This window comes from Streptomyces sp. RK9, from assembly GCF_045070545.1.
Taxonomy (GTDB): domain Bacteria; phylum Actinomycetota; class Actinomycetes; order Streptomycetales; family Streptomycetaceae; genus Streptomyces; species Streptomyces alboflavus.
Genome location: NZ_CP173704.1, coordinates 1,560,023 through 1,578,574, shown reverse-complemented (window position 1 = coordinate 1,578,574; position 18,552 = coordinate 1,560,023). Strand labels below are relative to the sequence as shown.

Genomic DNA, 18,552 nt, shown 5'->3' with positions numbered 1-18,552 from the left:
ACCGTCTCATCGGCGGGCCCGCGCCCTCCGGCGGACCGCGCCACGCCCCGCCCTGCCCCGCGCGGCTACGGCCCGGTCAGATGCCCCTGCACCACCGGCGCCACCCGCGCCACGATCTGCTCCACGTCCGCCGAAGCCAGCGGCTCGACCTGGATGACGTACCGCAGCATCGCCGTCCCCACCAGCTGCGCCGCCGCGAGTTCCGCGCGCAGCTCGGCGTCGGGCAGGTCGAGGCGCTCGGCGATGCGGGCCAGGAGCTGGGTGGAGATCAGGCGGCGGAAGACCGCGGCGGCCGTTTCGTTGTTGACGGCCGAGCGGACGATCGCGAGGAGCGGCGTACGGGTCGTCGGGTTCTCCCAGACGCCGAGGATGAAGCGGGTCAGGCGCTCCCCGACGTCGTCGAGCGAGCCCTCCGCCACGGCCGTCGGCGCTGCGAGCGCGGGCGCGAAGGCCACCTCGATGGCGGCGGCGAAGACCTGTTCCTTCGTGCCGAAGTAGTGGTGCACGAGCGCCGAGTCCACGCCCGCCGCCTTGGCGATGGAGCGCACGGACGCCTTCTCGTACCCGCGCTCGGAGAACTGCTCGCGGGCCGCGTCCAGGATCACCTCGCGCATGGCGGGGCCCTGCTCGGACTGGGTGCGGGAGGGGCGGCCCCGGCGCCGGGGCGCGGGGGCGGCGCTCTCGCCGGTCACGACCGGGGCACCTTCGCGGCCGACGCCAGGTGCAGGCGCGTGAAGGCGAGCGCCTCGGCGAGGTCGGCCTCGCGCTCGGCGCTGGACATGGCCCGCCGGGTGTTGACCTCGATGACGACGTGGCCGTCGAAGCCGCTGGTCGCGAGGCGTTCGAGCAGTTCGGCGCAGGGCTGGGTGCCGCGCCCCGGCACCAGGTGCTCGTCCTTCGCGGAGCCCTTGCCGTCGGCGAGGTGGACGTGGCCGAGCCGGTCGCCCATGCGGTCGACCATCTGGAGGGCGTCGGCGCGGGAGGTCGCGGTGTGCGACAGGTCGATCGTGAAGTGGCGGTAGTCGTCCTTGGTGACGTCCCAGTCGGGGGCGTACGCGAGCATCTCGCGGTCGCGGTACCGCCAGGGGTACATGTTCTCCACGGCGAACCGCACGTCCGTCTCGTCGGCCATCCGCCAGATGCCCTCGACGAACTCGCGGGCGTAGCCGCGCTGCCAGCGGAACGGCGGGTGCACGACGACCGTCGACGCGTCCAGCTTCTCGGCGGCGGCGCGGGCGCGCTGGAGCTTCACCCAGGGGTCGGTGGACCAGACGCGCTGGGTGATCAACAGGCACGGGGCGTGCACGGCGAGCACCGGGATCCGGTGGTAGTCGCTGAGGCGGCGCAGGGCCTCGATGTCCTGGCTGACGGGATCCGTCCACACCATGACCTCGACGCCGTCGTACCCGAGGCGCGCCGCCATCTCGAAGGCCGTCGCCGTCGACTCCGGGTACACGGAGGCCGTCGACAGGGCGACCTTCGCATCCGGGATGCGCACGACTGGTTCCACCACGGGGACAGCGTACGGGGTGCCCCCGGCGGCGGGGCGGGGGTGGTGGGCCTTCGGCCAGGGGCGGCGGACCCCCGCGTCGGGCCCCTTCTCGTACGTCAAACCGGGCCTTCCTGGTCCGTCAGGTCGTCGGCAGGTGGTCGAGGCGGCGCAGGATCACGCCCTCCCGCAGCGCCCACGGGCAGACCTCCACGGACTCCACGCCGAAGAGGTCCATCACGCCCTCGGCGACGAGCGCCCCGGCGAGCAGCTGTCCGGCCCGCCCCTCGGACACCCCGGGCAGCTCGGCCCGCTCGGCGGTGGTCATGGCGGCGAGCTGCGGCACCCAGTCCTCCAGGGACTTGCGCTTCAGTTCCCGCTGTACGTAGAGGCCCTCCGTGGACCGCGCGGCCCCCGCGAGCCGGGCCAGCTGCTTGAACGTCTTGGAGGTGGCGACGACGTGGTCGGGGCTGCCGAAGCGGCTGAACTCGCCGACGGTGCGGGCGATCTGGGCGCGGACGTGGCGGCGCAGGGCCCGCACGTCAGCCGGGTCGGCCGGGTCGGTGGGCAGCCAGGCCGAGGTCAGACGGCCGGCGCCGAGCGGCAGGCTGGCCGCGGCGTCGGGCTCCTCGTCGATGCCGTACGCGATCTCCAGGGAGCCGCCGCCGATGTCGAGGACGAGCAGCTTGCCCGCGGACCAGCCGAACCAGCGCCGCACGGCCAGGAAGGTCAGCCGCGCCTCCTCCGCCCCAGTGAGGACCTGCAGGTCGACGCCGGTCTCCGTGCGGACGCGGGCGAGCACGTCGTCGGCGTTGGTCGCCTCCCGCACGGCCGAGGTGGCGAACGGGAGGAGGTCCTCGACGCCCTTGTCCTCGGCGGCCTGGAGCGCGTCACGCACCGTGGCGATGAGCAGGTCGACGCCGTCGGGGCCGATGGCACCCGCCTCGTCGAGCAGTTGGGCAAGGCGCAGGTCGGCCTTGTGGGAGTGCGCGGGCAGCGGTCGCGCGCCGGGGTGGGCGTCCACCACCAGCAGATGCACCGTGTTCGAACCCACGTCGAGGACACCGAGTCTCATGTACGGAACGCTACTGCGCCCGGGGCCGCTCCCGGCGTCCGGGCGGGCGTCACTGGTCTTCGGGGACACACGTACGCGCATACCCTGGAGACGTGCCAAAGACGAAAAAGGCGAAGTCCGACAAAACGAAGCCGTCGCAGTCATCGGAGTCCTCGAAGTCGGAGAAGGCCGAGCGGGCGGAGAAGGCCGACAAGGGTGCCAAGGCCGAGCGGAAGGCCAAGGAGGCCGGGAAGGCCGAGAAGGCGAAGAAGCCCGGCAAGGCCGCGAAGGGCGCCAAGGCCGGGGCGGCCGGAGGCGGCGCGGTCCAGGACGAGCAGGGTCTGGACTTCGCGCGCGCCTGGGTGGAGTTCCCGGACCCGGCGGACGACGAGCAGGTCTTCCGCTGCGACCTGACGTGGCTCACCTCCCGCTGGAACTGCGTCTTCGGCAGCGGCTGCCAGGGCATCAAGGCCGGCCGCGCCGACGACGGCTGCTGCACGCTGGGCGCGCACTTCTCCGACGAGGACGACGAGAAGCGGGTCGCGGGTTACGTGGCGCGGCTCACTCCCGACATCTGGCAGCACCACGACGTGGGCACCGCGTCGGGCTGGGTGTCGCAGGACGAGGACGGCGAGCGCCAGACCCGGCCGTACAACGGCTCGTGCATCTTCCAGAACCGGCCCGGGTTCGCGGGCGGCGCGGGCTGCTCGCTGCACATCCTGGCCCTGAAGGAGGGGCGCGAGCCCCTTGAGACCAAGCCGGACGTCTGCTGGCAGCTGCCGGTGCGGCGGACGTTCGAGTGGATCGAGCGGCCCGACGACACGAAGGTCCTTCAGGTGTCGATCGGGGAGTACGACCGGCGGGGCTGGGGGCCCGGTGGTCACGACCTGCACTGGTGGTGCACGTCGGCGACCTCGGCGCACGGTGCGGGTGACCCGGTGTACGTGTCCTATCGGCCCGAGCTGATCGAGCTCATGGGTAAGGCGGGGTACGACCAGCTGGTCGAGCTGTGTGAGGCGCGGCTTGCCTCTCAGTTGCCGTTGATCGCTCCGCATCCTGCGGATCCTGGCGGGGCGCCTGATCGCGGGTGCGCCTGATCACCGTTGGGGGATTCGCCGTCGGCGGGTGCGGGACCGTGCTGGGCTGAGCGCGCAGTTCCCCCCGCCCCTCGGAAGACCCCGTCCGCCCGGGCCTTCGCCCCCGGGCTCAGCCCTGTCCGGGGTCCCCGCCTGGCGGTGGTGTGGGCGTGCCCGGGTCCGACGGGGTCGGGGTCGGGTCCGGGGGTGCCGAAGTGGTCGGGGTCGGGTCCGGGTCGGGTGGTGTCGGGGTGGGGTTGCCCTGGGTGGGGGTCGGGTCCGGGTCGGACGGGCCCGGGCGGGTTGCCGTCGGGCGGGGGCCCGGGTTGCCGGGGCGGTGCGGCGGTGCGGAACTTCCGTAGCCCTCCAGGGAGATGACCGCTCCGGTGGAGGCGATGGTGACGCGGGCGCTCCAGTGGCCCGCGGGTTCGCGGTCGGCGTCGACGTACACCCTGATCGTCACGGACTCGCCGGGCGAGAGGGTCCCCGAGGACTGGCTGAGGGCCAGCCAGGACGCTCCGGTGCTCGCGGACCAGCGGACCGGTGAGCTGCCGCCGCCGGTCAGCGTGATGAGCGTGACGCCGCCGTGCGAGCGGGCCTGGACGCCGATGCGGCCGGCGCCGGGGCCCGACCCCGCGGGTCCGCCGGGGCTGATGACCTCCACGGAGACACCGGGTCCGCCGCGGCCGTCGCGGAAGCGGTCGGGGTCGGTGCGGGCGTTGCCCGCGTTCTCGTAGTCCTCCCTGCCCCGCGGGCCCCCGCCGGCGCCGTCGTCGGCCTCCGCGGCGCTCGCGGAGCGGCCGTCGTGGCCCTCGCCGGTGAGCGGCGCGCCGCGGTAGGCCGCCCAGAGGGCGAGGACGGGGGCGGCGACGACGGTGGCGACGACCGTGGTGGTGACGGCACGCGCGCGCAGGCGTTCGCGGCGGGCCGCGTGGTCCTTGGGGTCCATCGGGAAGCCGCGCCGGTCGAAGCGCGGGCCGCCGCCGCGGGGCCTGCCCTTGGCGCGCGGGGTGTGGGCCATGGCGTGGTGCAGGGCCGCGCGCGGGGCGGAGACGACGGGCAGCGCGGCCGGGGTGACGGCGGTGCCGGGCCAGGCGCTTGAGCCCGTGCGCTCGGCGGTGCGGCGGCACTGCGGACAGTCGTCGACGTGCCGGACGAGCTCGCGGCGCAGGGCGGTGCCGAGCAGGACCTGGTTGTCGCCGGTGAGGCGGGCGACGATGGGGCAGGTTCCGGTCTCGACGACGGCGAGGGCCGCGCGGGTGCGCTCCACCTCGCAGGCGGCGGAGGCCAGCAGGTCACGGGCAGCGGCCGGGTCGAGGCCGAGGACGGCGGCGACCTCCTTGGCCGAGAGCCGGTGCCGGACGGCGAGCTCCAGGGCCTCGCGCTGCTCCGGCGTGGTCCCCGCGGCCTCGGGCCAGGCGAGCTGGGCCAGTTCGCGGCGGCGGGCGCGGGCGGTCTCGTCGACGGGGGCGGCGGGGGCGGCGGGCGACGCGGGGGCGGCCACCGGGGCGGACGTGCTCGCTCCGGGCGAGGCGCCCCCGGACGCGCCGCCCCCGGCCTGCGCTCCGTGGCGGCCCCGCTGCTTGGCCTCGGCGAGGGCGCGCAGGCACATCCAGCGGGCGAGGGCGTACAGCCACGCACGGGTGTCGCCGTCGGGCCGGGCGCCGCGCCGCTCGGCCAGCACGAGGACGTCGCCGAGCGCGGCGGTCGCCGCGTCGTGGTCGCACAGCACCGACAGGCAGTACGTGAACAGGCCGTCCAGGAACGGTTCGTAGTGCGCGGGCGGCGCCTGGGCGACCGTGCGCGGCACCACCCGCTTACGGGCGCCCGGATGCGCCCGGTGCGCGCCGGTGGTGTACGTGGGAGTTTCCGGGCTGCTGCTCATCACCCGTGCGAAGTTAGGCGCATGATGCAGGCGCCTTCTGCCCCCTTGAGCACATTTAATCCTTACGGGTGAACAGATCCCTCAAAAGGGGACAGGAAGCCATGATTCCGTTGCCCGTTCGAGAGGGAGGGGTTCGGGGCGCCTTGTCAGTGGTGGCGGCTACGGTTCGTGCATGGCTGCCCGTACGAAATCCAGTAAGGACCGGCCGTCCTACCGCTGCACCGAGTGCGGCTGGCAGACGGCCAAGTGGCTCGGCCGCTGCCCCGAGTGCCAGGCGTGGGGGACGGTCGAGGAGTACGGCGCGCCCGCGGTGCGCACGACGACCCCCGGCCGGGTCACCTCCTCCGCGGTGCCCATCGGCGAGGTCGACGTCCGCCGCGCCACCGCCCGCTCCACCGGCGTGCCCGAGCTGGACCGCGTCCTCGGCGGCGGCCTGGTGCCGGGCGCCGTGGTGCTGCTCGCGGGTGAGCCGGGCGTCGGCAAGTCCACGCTGCTGCTCGACGTCGCGGCGAAGGCGGCCACGGACGACCACCGCACGCTCTACGTCACCGGTGAGGAGTCGGCCAGCCAGGTCCGCCTGCGCGCCGACCGCATCAGCGCCATCGCGGACCACCTGTATCTGGCCGCGGAGACCGATCTGGCCGCCGTCCTCGGCCACTTGGACGCGGTCAAGCCCTCGCTCCTGATCCTGGACTCGGTGCAGACGGTCGCCTCGCCGGAGATCGACGGCGCGCCCGGCGGCATGGCGCAGGTCCGTGAGGTCGCGGGCGCCCTGATCCGCGCGTCCAAGGAGCGCGGCATGTCCACGCTCCTGGTCGGCCACGTCACCAAGGACGGCGCCATCGCGGGCCCGCGCCTCCTGGAGCACCTGGTCGACGTGGTGCTGCACTTCGAGGGCGACCGGCACGCCCGCCTCCGCCTGGTCCGCGGCGTGAAGAACCGGTACGGGACGACGGACGAGGTCGGCTGCTTCGAGCTGCACGACGAGGGCATCACGGGCCTCGCCGACCCCTCCGGCCTGTTCCTGACCCGCCGCGACGAGCCGGTCCCCGGCACCTGTCTGACGGTGACCCTAGAGGGCCGCCGCCCCCTGGTCGCCGAGGTGCAGGCGCTCACCGTCGACTCCCAGATCCCCTCGCCGCGCCGCACCACGTCGGGCCTGGAGACGTCCCGGGTCTCGATGATGCTGGCGGTCCTGGAGCAGCGCGGCCGCATCAGCGCCCTCGGTAAGCGCGACATCTACAGCGCCACGGTCGGCGGCGTGAAGCTGTCGGAGCCCGCCGCCGACCTCGCCGTGGCGCTCGCCCTGGCCAGCGCCGCGAGCGACACTCCGCTGCCGAAGAACCTCGTCGCGATCGGCGAGGTCGGCCTCGCGGGCGAGGTCAGACGGGTCACCGGCGTGCAGCGCAGACTGGCCGAGGCCCACCGCCTGGGCTTCACGCACGCTCTCGTGCCGGCCGACCCGGGCAAGGTCCCGCCCGGTATGAAGGTCACCGAAGTCGCCGACATGGGCGACGCGCTGCGCGTCCTTCCGAGATCGCGTCGTCAAGAGGCCCCACGCCAGGACGAAGTCCGCCGGTAGACTTTGCCCTGGTCTCGCCCATCCGTACGAAGCAAGGCGTATCGAGGCGTGTGGGGGAGGGCTTGGACAACCTGCGACCGGAGGAGTGCAGTGGCAGCCAACGACCGGGCAGCGGTTCCCGGCAAGCCCGGTGGAGGCTCCGGTGCCGACGGGCTGATGCGCGCCTCCCTGAGCGCGGTCGCGCCGGGCACGGCCCTGCGCGACGGCCTGGAGCGGATCCTCAGAGGCAACACGGGCGGGCTCATCGTGCTCGGCTCGGACAAGACCGTCGAGTCGATGTGCACGGGCGGCTTCGTCCTCGACGTCGAGTTCACCGCCACGCGCCTGCGTGAGCTGTGCAAGCTCGACGGCGGCATCGTGCTCGACAAGGACATCACGAAGATCCTGCGCGCGGGCGTGCAGTTGGTCCCGGACCCGACCATCCCCACGGAGGAGACGGGCACCCGGCACCGCACGGCAGACCGGGTCAGCAAGCAGGTCGGCTTCCCCGTCGTGTCGGTCTCGCAGTCGATGCGCCTGATCGCGCTCTACGTGGACGGTCAGCGCCGCGTCCTTGAGGACTCGGCGGCGATCCTGTCACGTGCCAACCAGGCCCTCGCGACCCTGGAGCGGTACAAGCTCCGCCTCGACGAGGTCGCGGGCACGCTGTCCGCCCTGGAGATCGAGGACCTTGTGACGGTCCGGGACGTCACCGCGGTCGCCCAGCGCCTGGAGATGGTGCGGCGCATCGCCAAGGAGATCGCCGAGTACGTGGTCGAGCTGGGCACGGACGGCCGTCTCCTGACCCTCCAGCTCGACGAGTTGATCGCGGGCGTCGAGCCCGAGCGCGAGCTGGTCGTCCGTGACTACGTACCGGAGCCCACCGCCAAGCGCTCGCGCACCGTGGACGAGGCGCTCGCCGAGCTGGACTCCCTCACCCACGCCGAGCTGCTCGAACTGCCCACGGTGGCCCGGGCGTTGGGGTACACGGGCTCGCCCGAGACCCTCGACTCCGCGGTGTCGCCGCGCGGCTTCCGGCTGCTCGCGAAGGTGCCCCGGCTGCCCGGCGCCATCATCGACCGGCTCGTCGAGCACTTCGGCGGCCTGCAGAAGCTGCTCGCCGCGAGCGTGGACGACCTCCAGACGGTGGACGGGGTCGGGGAGGCGCGGGCCCGCAGCGTCCGCGAGGGGCTGTCGCGCCTTGCGGAGTCGTCGATCCTCGAGCGGTACGTGTAGCCGTCCGGCCCGGTTCGCGGCGGGTACGTCGGCCTGCGGCCCCGCTGGGGCTCGGGGTGCCCTCGGCCTGGGCTTGCCCTCTTTCCGCCGCTCCGCGGCGGCGCGGAAGAAGCCCCGGCGTCAGTCCTTCGTCAGCACGAACGACGCCTGGTCGCCGCCCAGGCCCGCCGCCTTCGCCTCCACCAGGTACGTGCCCGCCTTCGCGCCGCCCGCCGGAGGCGTCGCGCACTGGGGGGCGCTGGCCTTGCGGTCCCACTCGAAGGAGTAGGTGGCGTGGCCGTTCGCGGGGACCCTGAACAGCAGGCTCGCCGCGGCACCGGGGCAGTCGTTCGAGGACCACATCGCGTCGTCCGCACCGGACAGGGTGATCGTCACGACGGCGCCCTTGCCGCCGAGGTCGACCTTGCAGGCCTTCCCGCCGCCATTGACGGCGGTCAGCTCCAGCTTCGGCTTCTGCCCGGGCGCGTACGAGTTCCGTACGCTGCGCAGCTTCAACTTGACCGCGCCGGGCGTGCAGTTGGCGAGGGAGGACCCGGCCGGGAGCCGCGCGCCCGACCCGCCGCCGCCCTTCGCGTCGTCCGAGCCGCCGGAGCCGCCGGAGCCGCCCGCGGAGTCACCGCCGGAGCCCGAGCCGCCGGAGCCCTTCGCGTCACCGGAGCCGTCGGAGTCGCCGGAGCCGTCGCCTCCGCCGTCCTCCCCGCCCTCCGACTCGTCCCGGCCGCCCGGGTGTTCGCTGATCGCGGGCCCGGATCCGGAGGGCCCGGGCGTGATGGACGTGGCGGGGCCGTTGCCCGACGGACCGTCAGCGCCGTTGTCCCCGCCGCCTCCGCCCGAGGCTAGGGCCCACACGACAAGGAGCAAGAGGAGTCCGACGACGGACAGCAGGACGGCCCTCCGACGCCAGTAGATGGAGGAGGGAAGCGGCCCGATCGGATTGCGCAGAGATCCCACGCCCAAACCTTACGAGAGAACCGGGCGTTGTCCTGCCCCACCCGCCGCCTCAGGCCACAACTTTTGCGGATCATCATCCCGGACAGGCCCGCCCGAAGGCCCCGGAACGACCCCCGGGACACCCCGCGACGCCCTCGCGGCGCCGTCCCGGAACGCCCTCCACGGCACCCACCCCTGACTTTCGTCAGGTCCACGATGCGCCCATCGCCGGATGTGACGGTGCCGGACCACTGCGTACGGTCCGGAATCATGGACACCATGGATTCTTCCGGCCTCTACCTAGACGTCACCGAATTCGCCCACGACACCCCTTCGTGGGTGCAGCACCTCGCGGAGGTGTGGACGGAGCTCGGGCTGCTGCTCTTCGGCGTCCTCTTCGTCGTGGCCTGGTGGCGGGCGCGGCGCGGGGACCCGCGGGCCGTGGCGGTTGCGGTGCTCGCGCCGCTCGGCACGGCCCTCGCGTACGTCATCAGTGAGACCGTGAAGTCCTTCATCGAGGAGGAGCGGCCGTGCCGGGCGGTGTCCGGGGCGCTCAAGCCGCTCGTGGAGTGCCCGCCGCACGGCGACTGGTCGTTCCCGAGCAACCACTCGACGATCGCGGGCGCCGCCGCCGTGGGCCTCGCCCTCGCCTGGCCCCGGATCGCCGCCCTGACCCTGCCGATGGCGGTGCTCATGGCGTTCTCGCGGGTGTTCGTGGGCGTGCACTACCCGCACGACGTGGCCGTCGGCCTGGTCCTCGGCGCGGTCGTGGTGTTCCTCGCGGTGAAGCTCGCCGCCCGGCCTGTGACGCGGATCACGGAGACGATGCGGGGGTCGCGGACCGGCGTGGTCAGGTGGTTCGCGGGCGAGGGCACGGGCCCGGCGACCGCTCCGGCCGCGGGGACCGGGCAGTACGTGCCGCAGCAGTCCGGGCCGTACGGGCAGGGGGGCCAGGCCGGGCACGGCGGCCAGTACGAGAACTCGCTGCCGTACCGGCCCGCGCGCGCCGAGCAGCCCCAGGAGCAGACGATGACGCTGCGCCGCCACCAGGACGCGCACCAAGGGGCGCACCAGGGCGGGCATCAGGATCCGTACCAGGGCCAGTACCAAGGGCAGGGCGCCTACCAGGGGCAGCAGGCGTACCAGGGGCAGGGCGCGTACCAGGGCGAGGACCCGTATCAGGGACAGGACGCGTACCAGGGACAGGGCTCGTACCAAGGCCAGGACCCCTACGGCCACCAGCCGCAGTACCGGCCCCAGGGCCCCGACCCCCGCTCCTGAAGCGGGAGTCGGGCGACCTCACCCCGAAGCCGGCTCCCCCGCGCCGTCGTCCGCCACCAGGCCCGCCTCGTACGCGACGACCGCCGCGCGGACGCGGTTCTTGACCTCCAGGCGGTCGAGGACCGCGCTGACGTAGGCCTTGACGGTGCCCTCGACCAGGTGGAGGCGGGCGGCGATCTCCGGATTGGACAGGCCCGCGCCGACCAGGCCGAGCACTTCGCGCTCACGGGGCGTCAGGAGCGCGACCCGGGCGCGCGCCTCGGCCCCGCGCGCCAGTCGGCGGGCGCCGAAGCCGTCGATGACCTGCCGCGCCACCCGCGGCGAGAGGAACGCGGCACCGCCCGCCACCGCCCGTACGCCCGCGATGAGTTCGTGCGGGTCGCCGGACTTCAGCAGGAAGCCGGTGGCGCCGCCGCCGAGCGCCCGTGCCACGTACGCGTCCTCGGAGAACGTCGTGAGCATGGCGACCGCCGTGCCCGGCAGCGTCCGTACGATCTCCTCCCCCGCCGCGAGGCCGTCCAGGCGCGGCATGCGGATGTCCAGGAGCGCCACGTCGGGGCGGTGCGCGCGGGCGAGGTCGACCGCCTCGCGGCCGTCGGCGGCCTCCGCGACCACCTCGATGTCGGTGCCCGCCGCGAGGATGGCGCCCACACCCGCGCGGATCATCGCCTCGTCGTCCGCGAGCAGCACCCGGATCACCGCGCCCACGCCGCCTCACCCCGCATGCTCCGGTCCGCGCCCGCCTTGGGGATCACTGTCTTGTCCACCAGCCTTCCGTCGTCGAAGCAGAGTCTGAAGTGCGTGAGGGAGGTGAAGAGCTCCCCGCTGGAGCGGTAGTAGCGGCAGTCCGCGCCCGCGGGCGGCGGGGTCGGCGCGCGCTCCACCGGCGGGTCCGTGACGCTGCGGTCCGGGAGCACGGCGGCGACCTGGGACTGCGGCTGGCCGACGCGCAGGGCCGCGTAGTCGGCGGGCCGCAGGACGGAGTGCGTCTTCGTGTACGCGTACCAGGTGAACGCGCCCGCCACGAGCACGGCGCCGATGGCGACGGCGGCGCCGAACGTGAGGGCGGTGCGGCGGCGGGCGTGGGCCAGGACGGAGCCCGGGGGCGGGGGCGTCGGCTCGGGCGCCGCGGGGCGGGGTGCTCCGGCCGCCGGCAGCCTCGCCGTGACGCGGAACCCGCCGCCCCGCGGCCCCGCGGTCAGCGTGCCGCCGCCCGCCGCGACCCGGGCCCGCAGGTCGGCCAGGCCGGAGCCGCCGTCCGGCGGGGCGGGACGGGGTGCGTCGCCGTGCGGGGGCGGGCCGTTGCTGACCTCGATCGTCGTGGTGGAGCCGGTGCCGGTCGCCGTGACGGTGACCGGGGCGCCCGGCGCGTACTTCGCGGCGTTGGTCAGGGCCTCCTGGACCACGCGGTACGCGATGCGCCCGGCGCCGTCGGACGCGTCGGTGCCGTCGTCCTCGTACCGCACCGGAAGGCCCGACTCCGCGGCGCGCGCGACGAGTTGTGCCACCGTCTCGCCGGGCGGGGCCAGGGGGGCGCTCTCGTCGCCCTCGTCCCGGAGTACGCCGATGATCTCGCGCAGCCGGTCGGTGGCCGTCGCGGCGGCCTCGCGCAGGTCGGACGCGGCGGCCCGGTGGTGCGCGGGGAGGTCGGCGGCCACCTGGAGGGCGCCCGCGCGGACCGCGATCAGGCTCAGTTCGTGGCCGAGGGAGTCGTGCATGTCCTGGGCGATGCGGGCGCGTTCGCGCAGCCTGGCCCGGTCGGCGACGATGCGCTGCTCGCGCTCCAGCTGGTCGGCGCGCTCCCAGCCCGCGGCGGCGAGGGCCCGGCCCTGGCGCCAGTAGCGGCCCGCGAGCCAGGGGAAGACCACGCCGAACAGCAGCGTGCCCATGAGCACCAGCCACTCCACGACCGGGTCCACGTCCCGGACCAGGATCCTGACCGTGCCCGCCGCCCAGACCGCCGCAAACGCCAGCAGCGCCGGGCGGGCGCGGGTGCCGTGCCGGCCGAGCAGCAGCGCGAGCACGGCGAGGGCGGGGCCGTACGACACGGAGAACAGGGCGGGGGCGGTCAGGCCGAGGGCGGCGGCCAAGAGGAAGGCGGTGGCCGGGCGGGTACGCCAGGTCGCCGTGGCCGCGGCGAGGACCACGAGACCCCCGAACCGGGCCCACAGCGGGCGGGGTTCGTTCAGTCCGATCGCGTCGGCACTCACCGCGGGCACGGCGAGGGCCACCCAGAGGGCGACGTCCATCGTGCGGGCACTCTTCACTCCCTCGACGGTACGTGCCACCGGCCGACCACCGCCCCTGTCGATCGTCAGGTCTCCCCGTCCGGGGCGCAGCCGCCCACCCACCCAGCCCGCCCGGCGCTCGAGGACGAGGCCGCAGGCCGACCGGCAGCACCCCGCCCCACCCGAGGGGAAACCCAAGCCCGATCCAGCCCGCCCGGCGCTCGAGGACGAGACCGCAGGCCGACCGGCAGCACCCCCGGCCCACCCGAAGGGGACACCAAGCCCGATCCAGCCCGCCCGGCGCTCGAGGACGAGACCGCAGGCCGACCGGCAGCACCCCCGGCCCACGCGGAGAGGACACCGAGCCCGCCCGACGTCCAAGAGCGAGGCCGCAGGCCGACACGCGGCTGTTGGCCCCCGGCCCGCCACCCCCGTGGCAGGATCGACCCATGCCGACCGCCCTCGCCGCCGATCTCGTCGCCGCCGGCACTGCCGACGCCCGTTCGCTGGACGAGCAGTTCCACTCCCCCGTCATCGCCTGGTTCGAGGCCAACGCGCGTGATCTGCCGTGGCGGCGGGAGGACGCCGGGCCCTGGGGCGTGATGGTCAGCGAGTTCATGCTGCAGCAGACGCCGGTGAGCCGGGTGCTTCCCGTGTACGAGCAGTGGCTCGCCCGCTGGCCGCGCCCCGCCGACCTCGCCAAGGAGGCACCCGGTGAGGCCGTGCGCGCCTGGGGACGGCTCGGGTATCCGCGGCGGGCGCTGCGCCTGCACGGCGCGGCCGTCGCCATAACGGAGCGGCACGGCGGCGACGTACCGGCACAGCACGCGCAGCTGCTCGCGCTGCCCGGCATCGGCGAGTACACCGCGGCGGCCGTCGCGTCGTTCGCGTACGGCCAGCGGCACGCCGTGCTCGACACCAATGTGCGGCGCGTCTTCGCGCGCTCGGTGACCGGCGTGCAGTACCCGCCGAACGCCACCACCGCGGCCGAGCGCAAGCTGGCCCGCGCGCTGCTGCCCGAGGACGAGCACACCGCGTCCCGCTGGGCCGCGGCCTCCATGGAGCTGGGCGCGCTGGTGTGCAGCGCCAAGAACGAGAACTGCGCCCGCTGCCCGCTGGCCGCGCAGTGCGCCTGGCTGGCGGCGGGCAAGCCCGCGCACGAGGGTCCCGCCCGCCGCGGCCAGACGTACGCGGGCACCGACCGCCAGGTCCGCGGCAAGCTCCTCGCGGTGCTGCGCGAGGCCGTCTCGCCGGTGCCGCAGTCCGCGCTCGACCGGGTGTGGGACGAGCCGGTGCAGCGGGCCCGGGCGCTGGACGGCCTGGTCTCCGACGGTCTGGTGGAGCCGCTGCCGGACGGGTACTACCGCCTGCCGCTGACCTGACACCCGCGGGCCCCGGCCTTCACATCACAGCCCGCTGACACGAAACAGCGACGAAATCAGCGACAAAAAGGGCATCCACGCCCACACTCACCTGCCGATTTACGTCCGGCCTACTTCTGTTACACAACCTACGTACAGCCGTGCGTCCGTCGCGGGCTGCTCCGCACAGCGCCGTGACACGCCCTCCGTAACTTCTTACCCGTACCGCACAGGCAAGGGATCAGCGGTCGAGAGGCACCCGGGAATCGACCGGGGGCAGCCGGGGATGAACGGGATCGGAGGCGGTTGGGTATGGCGCACGGCGAGGTGCTCGAGTTCGAAGAGTACGTCCGCACTCGGCAGGACGCCCTGCTGCGCAGCGCCCGGCGGCTCGTCCCGGACCCGGTCGACGCCCAGGACCTGCTGCAGACGGCGCTCGTACGGACCTACGGCCGCTGGGACGGCATAGCCGACAAGCGGCTCGCGGACGCCTACCTGCGCCGCGTCATGATCAACACGCGCACCGAGTGGTGGCGCGCCCGCAAGCTCGAAGAGGTGCCCACCGAGCAGCTGCCGGACGCCTGCGTCGACGACTCCACGGAGCAGCACGCGGACCGCGCCCTCCTGATGGACATCATGAAGGTGCTCGCCCCCAAGCAGCGCAGCGTCGTGGTGCTGCGACACTGGGAGCAGATGTCCACCGAGGAGACGGCCGCCGCGCTCGGCATGTCGGCCGGCACGGTCAAGAGCACGCTGCACCGCGCGCTCGCCCGGCTCCGTCAGGAGCTGGAGAGCCGCGCCGCCGACGAGTCGGCAGGGCCTGCTGCGCGGATGTTCGAACGTGAGGAGCGGGAGCGTTGCGCGGCCTGAGTGCCCGGACCGGACCAGCGGGCCGGGCCACCAAGGAGTGGAAGGCGGGGAGTACGGCAGTGGCCGTGCTCGCCGCCCTCGGCCTTTTGCTCGCCGTCACCGGCTGCTCCACGGGCGGCTCCGGCACCCGCGACGAGGGCCCGGCCCACGTCGGCGCCGTGCCGTCCACCGCGCCGTCGGCCTCCCCCTCGCCGACCCCGAAGAGCGTCGACGCGGTCCAGCTCGTGAAGGACGACCCGAAGGTCAGCCTGGCCGTCAAGCGGGACCTGAAGCCGTGCGCCGCCGACGAGTATCCGGTGGACGTCGCCTACGGCAACCTGACCGGAGCAGCGTCGGACGACGTCGTCGTGAACGTCCTGACCTGCGGTGACAGGGTGGGCATCGGCAGTTACGTGTATCGCCCCGAAGGCAAGAGGTACGAGAATGTCTTCGCCGACGAGCAGCCGCCCGTGTACGCCGAGATCGACCGGGGCGACCTGGTCGTCAGCAAGCAGATGTTCGGCAAGGACGGCTCGGTGGCGGACCCGACGGGAGAAGAGATCATCACCTACCGCTGGTCGACGAGCCACTTCACCGAGCAGGACCGCACCCGCAACAACTACAGCACCACGGCGGACGGCGACACGACCGATCCGTCGTCGGACTGACGCCCACCTGCCCTGACCGCCGCCCGTCCCACCCCGGGCCGACCCCGACCGACCTCCGACCGACCGCCGCCCGACCGCCGCCCGACCCCCGACCGCCCCCGAACCGAGACCGGAACTGAGAGCACCCGATGGCAGAACACACCCATGTCCTGTTCGTCGAGGACGACGACGTCATCCGCGAGGCCACGCAGCTCGCCCTGGAGCGCGACGGCTTCGAGGTCACCGCCATGCCCGACGGCCTGTCGGGCCTAGAGGCGTTCCGGGCGGACCGGCCCGACATCGCCCTGCTCGACGTGATGGTGCCGGGCCTCGACGGCGTCAGCCTCTGCCGCCGCATCCGGGACGAGTCGACCGTGCCGGTGATCATGCTGTCGGCGCGGGCCGACTCCATCGACGTCGTCCTCGGCCTCGAGGCCGGCGCCGACGACTACGTGACCAAGCCGTTCGACGGCGCCGTCCTGGTCGCCCGCATCCGCGCCGTGCTGCGGCGCTTCGGGCACGCCAGCGGCCCCGGCTCGGCCGCGCCCGCCGCCGATCAGGGCCAGAGCCCCGACGGCGGCGTGCTGAGCTTCGGCGACCTGGAGATCGACACCGAGGGCATGGAGGTGCGCCGGGGCGGCGAGCCCGTCGCGCTCACGCCGACGGAGATGCGGCTGCTCCTGGAGTTCTCCTCCGCGCCCGGCACCGTGCTGTCCCGCGACAAGCTCCTCGAGCGGGTCTGGGACTACGGCTGGGGCGGCGACACGCGCGTCGTCGACGTGCATGTGCAGCGGCTGCGGACGAAGGTGGGGCAGGACCGCATCGAGACGGTCCGCGGGTTCGGATACAAGCTCAAGGCGTGAGCTCGCGGCGTGGGGGGACACAGGGGTCTGCCATGGGCAGGGGCATGAACGGGGCGCGGTCCGCGTCCGGTGAGGGGCTGCGGGCGCGGCTTCGGGGGCTTCGGGGGCGGTTGCGGGGGCTCCAGGGGCGGCGGCCGGGCGACGGGGCGCGAGGGCCGCGGGACCCGCGGGATCTGTCGTGGTCGGAGCGGCTGCAGTCGCTGGTCGGCGCCCGGCTGCGCACCGGCGTGCGCTGGAAGATCGCCGCCGCCATCGGCCTGGTCGGCGCGCTCGTCGCGGTGGCGCTGAGCCTGGTCGTGCACAACGCCGCCTGGGTGTCGATGCTCGACAACGCCCGCGACCTCCAGGACGAGCGCGTCCAGATCGCCCAGCGCAACTACGAGGCGCGCCGCACTACCAGCGCCATCTACGGCACCAAGATCGACGACCCGCAGCTCCCGAAGGAGCTGCGGCAGAAGGTCCTCACCGGCCGCCGCGCCACCTTCGTGCAGGAGCACGGCGACGGTGTGCCCGACATCTGGGGCGCCGTGCCGCTCAGCGACGGCCACGTCCTGTCGGTGCACAGCCGCTTCGCCGACCGCAACACCACGATCATGAAGGACCTCGACCAGGCCCTCGTCATCGGCTCCATCGCGGTCGTCTTCGGCGGCTGCGCCCTCGGCGTCCTCATCGGCGGCCAGATGGCCCGGCGCCTGCGCAAGGCGGCGACGGCCGCGGGCGAGGTCGCCCAGGGCAACACCGACGTGTCCGTACGGGACGCCATCGGCGGGCACGTGCGCGACGAGACCGACGACCTCGCCGAGGCCGTGGACGCCATGGCCGACGCACTCAAGCAGCGCCTGGAGGCCGAGCGCCGGGTCACCGCCGACATCGCGCACGAGCTGCGCACCCCCGTGACCGGGCTGCTCACCGCCGCCGAGCTGCTGCCGCCGGGACGGCCGACCGAGCTGGTCAAGGACCGGGCGCAGGCGATGCGCACGCTCGTCGAGGACGTACTGGAGGTGGCCCGGCTCGACTCCGCGTCCGAGCGGGCCGAGCTGCAGGACATCACGCTCGGCGAATTCGTCAGCCGCCGCATGGCGCTGCTGAGCCACGACGTGCGGGTGACGATCGTGCACGAGTCGGAGGTCACCACCGACCCGCGCCGCCTGGAGCGCATCCTCGGCAACCTCGTCGCCAACGCCGCCAAGCACGGCAAGCCGCCCATCGAGGTCAGCGTCGAGGGCCGGGTGGTCCGGGTGCGCGACCACGGCCCCGGCTTCCCCGAGGCGCTGCTCGCCGAGGGCCCGTCCCGCTTCCGCACCGGCTCCGCGGACCGCGCGGGCCGCGGGCACGGCCTGGGCCTGACGATCGCGGCCGGTCAGGCGCGGGTGCTCGGCGCCCGCCTCACCTTCCGCAACATCCGGCCGCCGGGGGCCTCGCCGGAGGAGGCCGCCGAGGGGGCGGTGGCGGTCCTGTGGCTGCCGGAGCACGCGCCGACGAACACCGGGAGCTATCCGATGCTGCAGCTCCCGGAGAAGCCCGCGAAGTGGCAGAGGTAGCCGGGACGGGAAGGTCTCAGCAGCCCCAGTCCTTGTCCAGGTCCAGCTCGCCCTCGCGCTCCTGGGTGAACGAGAACCAGTTGCCGGAGTCGTCGCGGAAGATCGCCTCCACTCCGTAGGGGCGCTCCTGCGGCTCCTGGAGGAACTCCACGCCGCGCGCCTTCAGCTTTTCGTAGTCCCCGTGGACGTCGTCCGTGCGCAGCGCGCCGCCGCCGAGGACGCCCTTGGTGACCAGCTTGCGCATGGCCTCTGCCGACTCGGCGTCCATGCCCGCGCCGCCCGGCACCATCAGGGCCAGCATCAGCTCGGGCTGGTCCTTGGCGCCGACGGTGAGGAAGCGCATGCCGCCCTCGCCGAGCGTCATGTCGGTACGGACCTCCAGGCCGAGCTTCTCCGTGTAGAACTCCTTGGCCCGGTCCTGGTCGAGGACCCAGACGGTGGAAATGGCGAGTCCCTTGATCATGGTGTGCTCCTGGTGAGGGTCTTTCGTGCTTGCCCGGCCACCGTAGGCAGCGGGCCCGGCGCTCCGCTTCTCAAGAATTGCGCTCTTC

16 protein-coding genes and 1 pseudogene are annotated in these 18,552 nt (G+C 74.0%); 9 read left to right on the top strand and 8 right to left on the bottom strand.

Annotation, left to right across the window (positions count from 1 at the left end; all coding sequences use genetic code 11):
• Nucleotides 1-65: 65 nt before the first annotated feature.
• From AB6L24_RS27245 to AB6L24_RS27235, 3 genes are all read right to left on the bottom strand, one after another.
• Nucleotides 66-692, bottom strand: a complete 627-nt coding sequence (locus AB6L24_RS27245) for a TetR family transcriptional regulator (protein WP_405659442.1) — start codon at nucleotides 690-692, stop codon at nucleotides 66-68.
• Entirely contained in the window at nucleotides 689-1,513 is an 825-nt protein-coding gene (locus AB6L24_RS27240; protein ID WP_405659439.1) for a sugar phosphate isomerase/epimerase family protein, read from the bottom strand. Before AB6L24_RS27240 ends, AB6L24_RS27245 begins: the two co-directional genes overlap by 4 nt.
• Before the next feature lie 118 nt (nucleotides 1,514-1,631).
• Nucleotides 1,632-2,564 carry a Ppx/GppA family phosphatase gene (locus AB6L24_RS27235; protein WP_405659437.1) on the bottom strand — a complete coding sequence of 311 codons (933 nt, stop codon included), beginning with the start codon at nucleotides 2,562-2,564 and terminating at the stop codon, nucleotides 1,632-1,634.
• Between the two features lie 92 nt (nucleotides 2,565-2,656).
• Between AB6L24_RS27235 and AB6L24_RS27230 the strand changes: the two genes are divergently transcribed.
• On the top strand, nucleotides 2,657-3,640 hold the full coding sequence (locus tag AB6L24_RS27230) for a hypothetical protein (RefSeq protein ID WP_405659435.1): 984 nt from the start codon (nucleotides 2,657-2,659) through the stop codon (nucleotides 3,638-3,640).
• Nucleotides 3,641-3,749: 109 nt separating this feature from the next.
• On the opposite strand, the gene AB6L24_RS27225 is transcribed toward AB6L24_RS27230, so the two are convergent.
• Nucleotides 3,750-5,507, bottom strand: coding sequence for a BACON domain-containing protein (locus AB6L24_RS27225; RefSeq protein ID WP_405659433.1), 1,758 nt, complete (start codon nucleotides 5,505-5,507; stop codon nucleotides 3,750-3,752).
• Nucleotides 5,508-5,676: 169 nt separating this feature from the next.
• Here AB6L24_RS27225 and radA point away from each other — a divergent pair, with 169 nt between their 5' ends.
• Together radA and disA are read left to right on the top strand one after the other, a co-directional pair.
• Nucleotides 5,677-7,086 carry a DNA repair protein RadA gene (gene radA / locus AB6L24_RS27220; protein WP_405659431.1) on the top strand — a complete coding sequence of 470 codons (1,410 nt, stop codon included), beginning with the start codon at nucleotides 5,677-5,679 and terminating at the stop codon, nucleotides 7,084-7,086.
• Nucleotides 7,087-7,176: 90 nt separating this feature from the next.
• On the top strand, nucleotides 7,177-8,301 hold the full coding sequence (gene disA, locus AB6L24_RS27215) for a DNA integrity scanning diadenylate cyclase DisA (protein ID WP_030361002.1): 1,125 nt from the start codon (nucleotides 7,177-7,179) through the stop codon (nucleotides 8,299-8,301).
• A 120-nt stretch (nucleotides 8,302-8,421) separates the two neighbouring features.
• Here disA and AB6L24_RS27210 read toward each other — a convergent pair whose 3' ends face one another.
• Nucleotides 8,422-9,252, bottom strand: a complete 831-nt coding sequence (locus AB6L24_RS27210) for a hypothetical protein (protein WP_405659429.1) — start codon at nucleotides 9,250-9,252, stop codon at nucleotides 8,422-8,424.
• Nucleotides 9,253-9,501: 249 nt separating this feature from the next.
• Between AB6L24_RS27210 and AB6L24_RS27205 the strand changes: the two are divergent.
• Nucleotides 9,502-10,104 (top strand): annotated as a pseudogene (locus AB6L24_RS27205) (phosphatase PAP2 family protein); the annotation flags it as partial.
• Between the two features lie 426 nt (nucleotides 10,105-10,530).
• Here AB6L24_RS27205 and AB6L24_RS27200 read toward each other — a convergent pair.
• Entirely contained in the window at nucleotides 10,531-11,211 is a 681-nt protein-coding gene (locus AB6L24_RS27200) for a response regulator (protein ID WP_405663367.1), read from the bottom strand.
• The gene (locus tag AB6L24_RS27195; RefSeq protein ID WP_405659427.1) at nucleotides 11,208-12,779 is read right to left on the bottom strand and encodes a sensor histidine kinase; all 1,572 of its coding nucleotides are present in this window, start codon (nucleotides 12,777-12,779) and stop codon (nucleotides 11,208-11,210) included. The genes AB6L24_RS27200 and AB6L24_RS27195 overlap by 4 nt, the downstream gene beginning before the upstream one ends.
• A gap of 410 nt (nucleotides 12,780-13,189) precedes the next feature.
• Here AB6L24_RS27195 and AB6L24_RS27190 point away from each other — a divergent pair, with 410 nt between their 5' ends.
• The 5 genes from AB6L24_RS27190 to cseC all read left to right on the top strand — a co-directional run bounded on the left by AB6L24_RS27190 (nucleotide 13,190) and on the right by cseC (nucleotide 18,001).
• The gene (locus tag AB6L24_RS27190) at nucleotides 13,190-14,122 is read left to right on the top strand and encodes an A/G-specific adenine glycosylase (protein WP_380841991.1); all 933 of its coding nucleotides are present in this window, start codon (nucleotides 13,190-13,192) and stop codon (nucleotides 14,120-14,122) included.
• Nucleotides 14,123-14,413: 291 nt separating this feature from the next.
• Nucleotides 14,414-14,971 carry a SigE family RNA polymerase sigma factor gene (locus AB6L24_RS27185; protein WP_030361008.1) on the top strand — a complete coding sequence of 186 codons (558 nt, stop codon included), beginning with the start codon at nucleotides 14,414-14,416 and terminating at the stop codon, nucleotides 14,969-14,971.
• Complete coding sequence (locus AB6L24_RS27180) at nucleotides 14,959-15,618, top strand: hypothetical protein (protein ID WP_405659424.1); 660 nt, start codon at nucleotides 14,959-14,961, stop codon at nucleotides 15,616-15,618. The genes AB6L24_RS27185 and AB6L24_RS27180 overlap by 13 nt, the downstream gene beginning before the upstream one ends.
• Nucleotides 15,619-15,746: 128 nt before the next feature.
• Nucleotides 15,747-16,460, top strand: coding sequence for a two-component system response regulator CseB (gene cseB / locus AB6L24_RS27175; protein WP_405659421.1), 714 nt, complete (start codon nucleotides 15,747-15,749; stop codon nucleotides 16,458-16,460).
• Nucleotides 16,461-16,492: 32 nt separating this feature from the next.
• Nucleotides 16,493-18,001 carry a two-component system sensor histidine kinase CseC gene (gene cseC, locus AB6L24_RS27170; protein ID WP_405659419.1) on the top strand — a complete coding sequence of 503 codons (1,509 nt, stop codon included), beginning with the start codon at nucleotides 16,493-16,495 and terminating at the stop codon, nucleotides 17,999-18,001.
• A gap of 16 nt (nucleotides 18,002-18,017) precedes the next feature.
• On the opposite strand, the gene AB6L24_RS27165 is transcribed toward cseC, so the two are convergent.
• Complete coding sequence (locus AB6L24_RS27165) at nucleotides 18,018-18,464, bottom strand: VOC family protein (RefSeq protein WP_030361012.1); 447 nt, start codon at nucleotides 18,462-18,464, stop codon at nucleotides 18,018-18,020.
• Nucleotides 18,465-18,552: the final 88 nt, after the last annotated feature.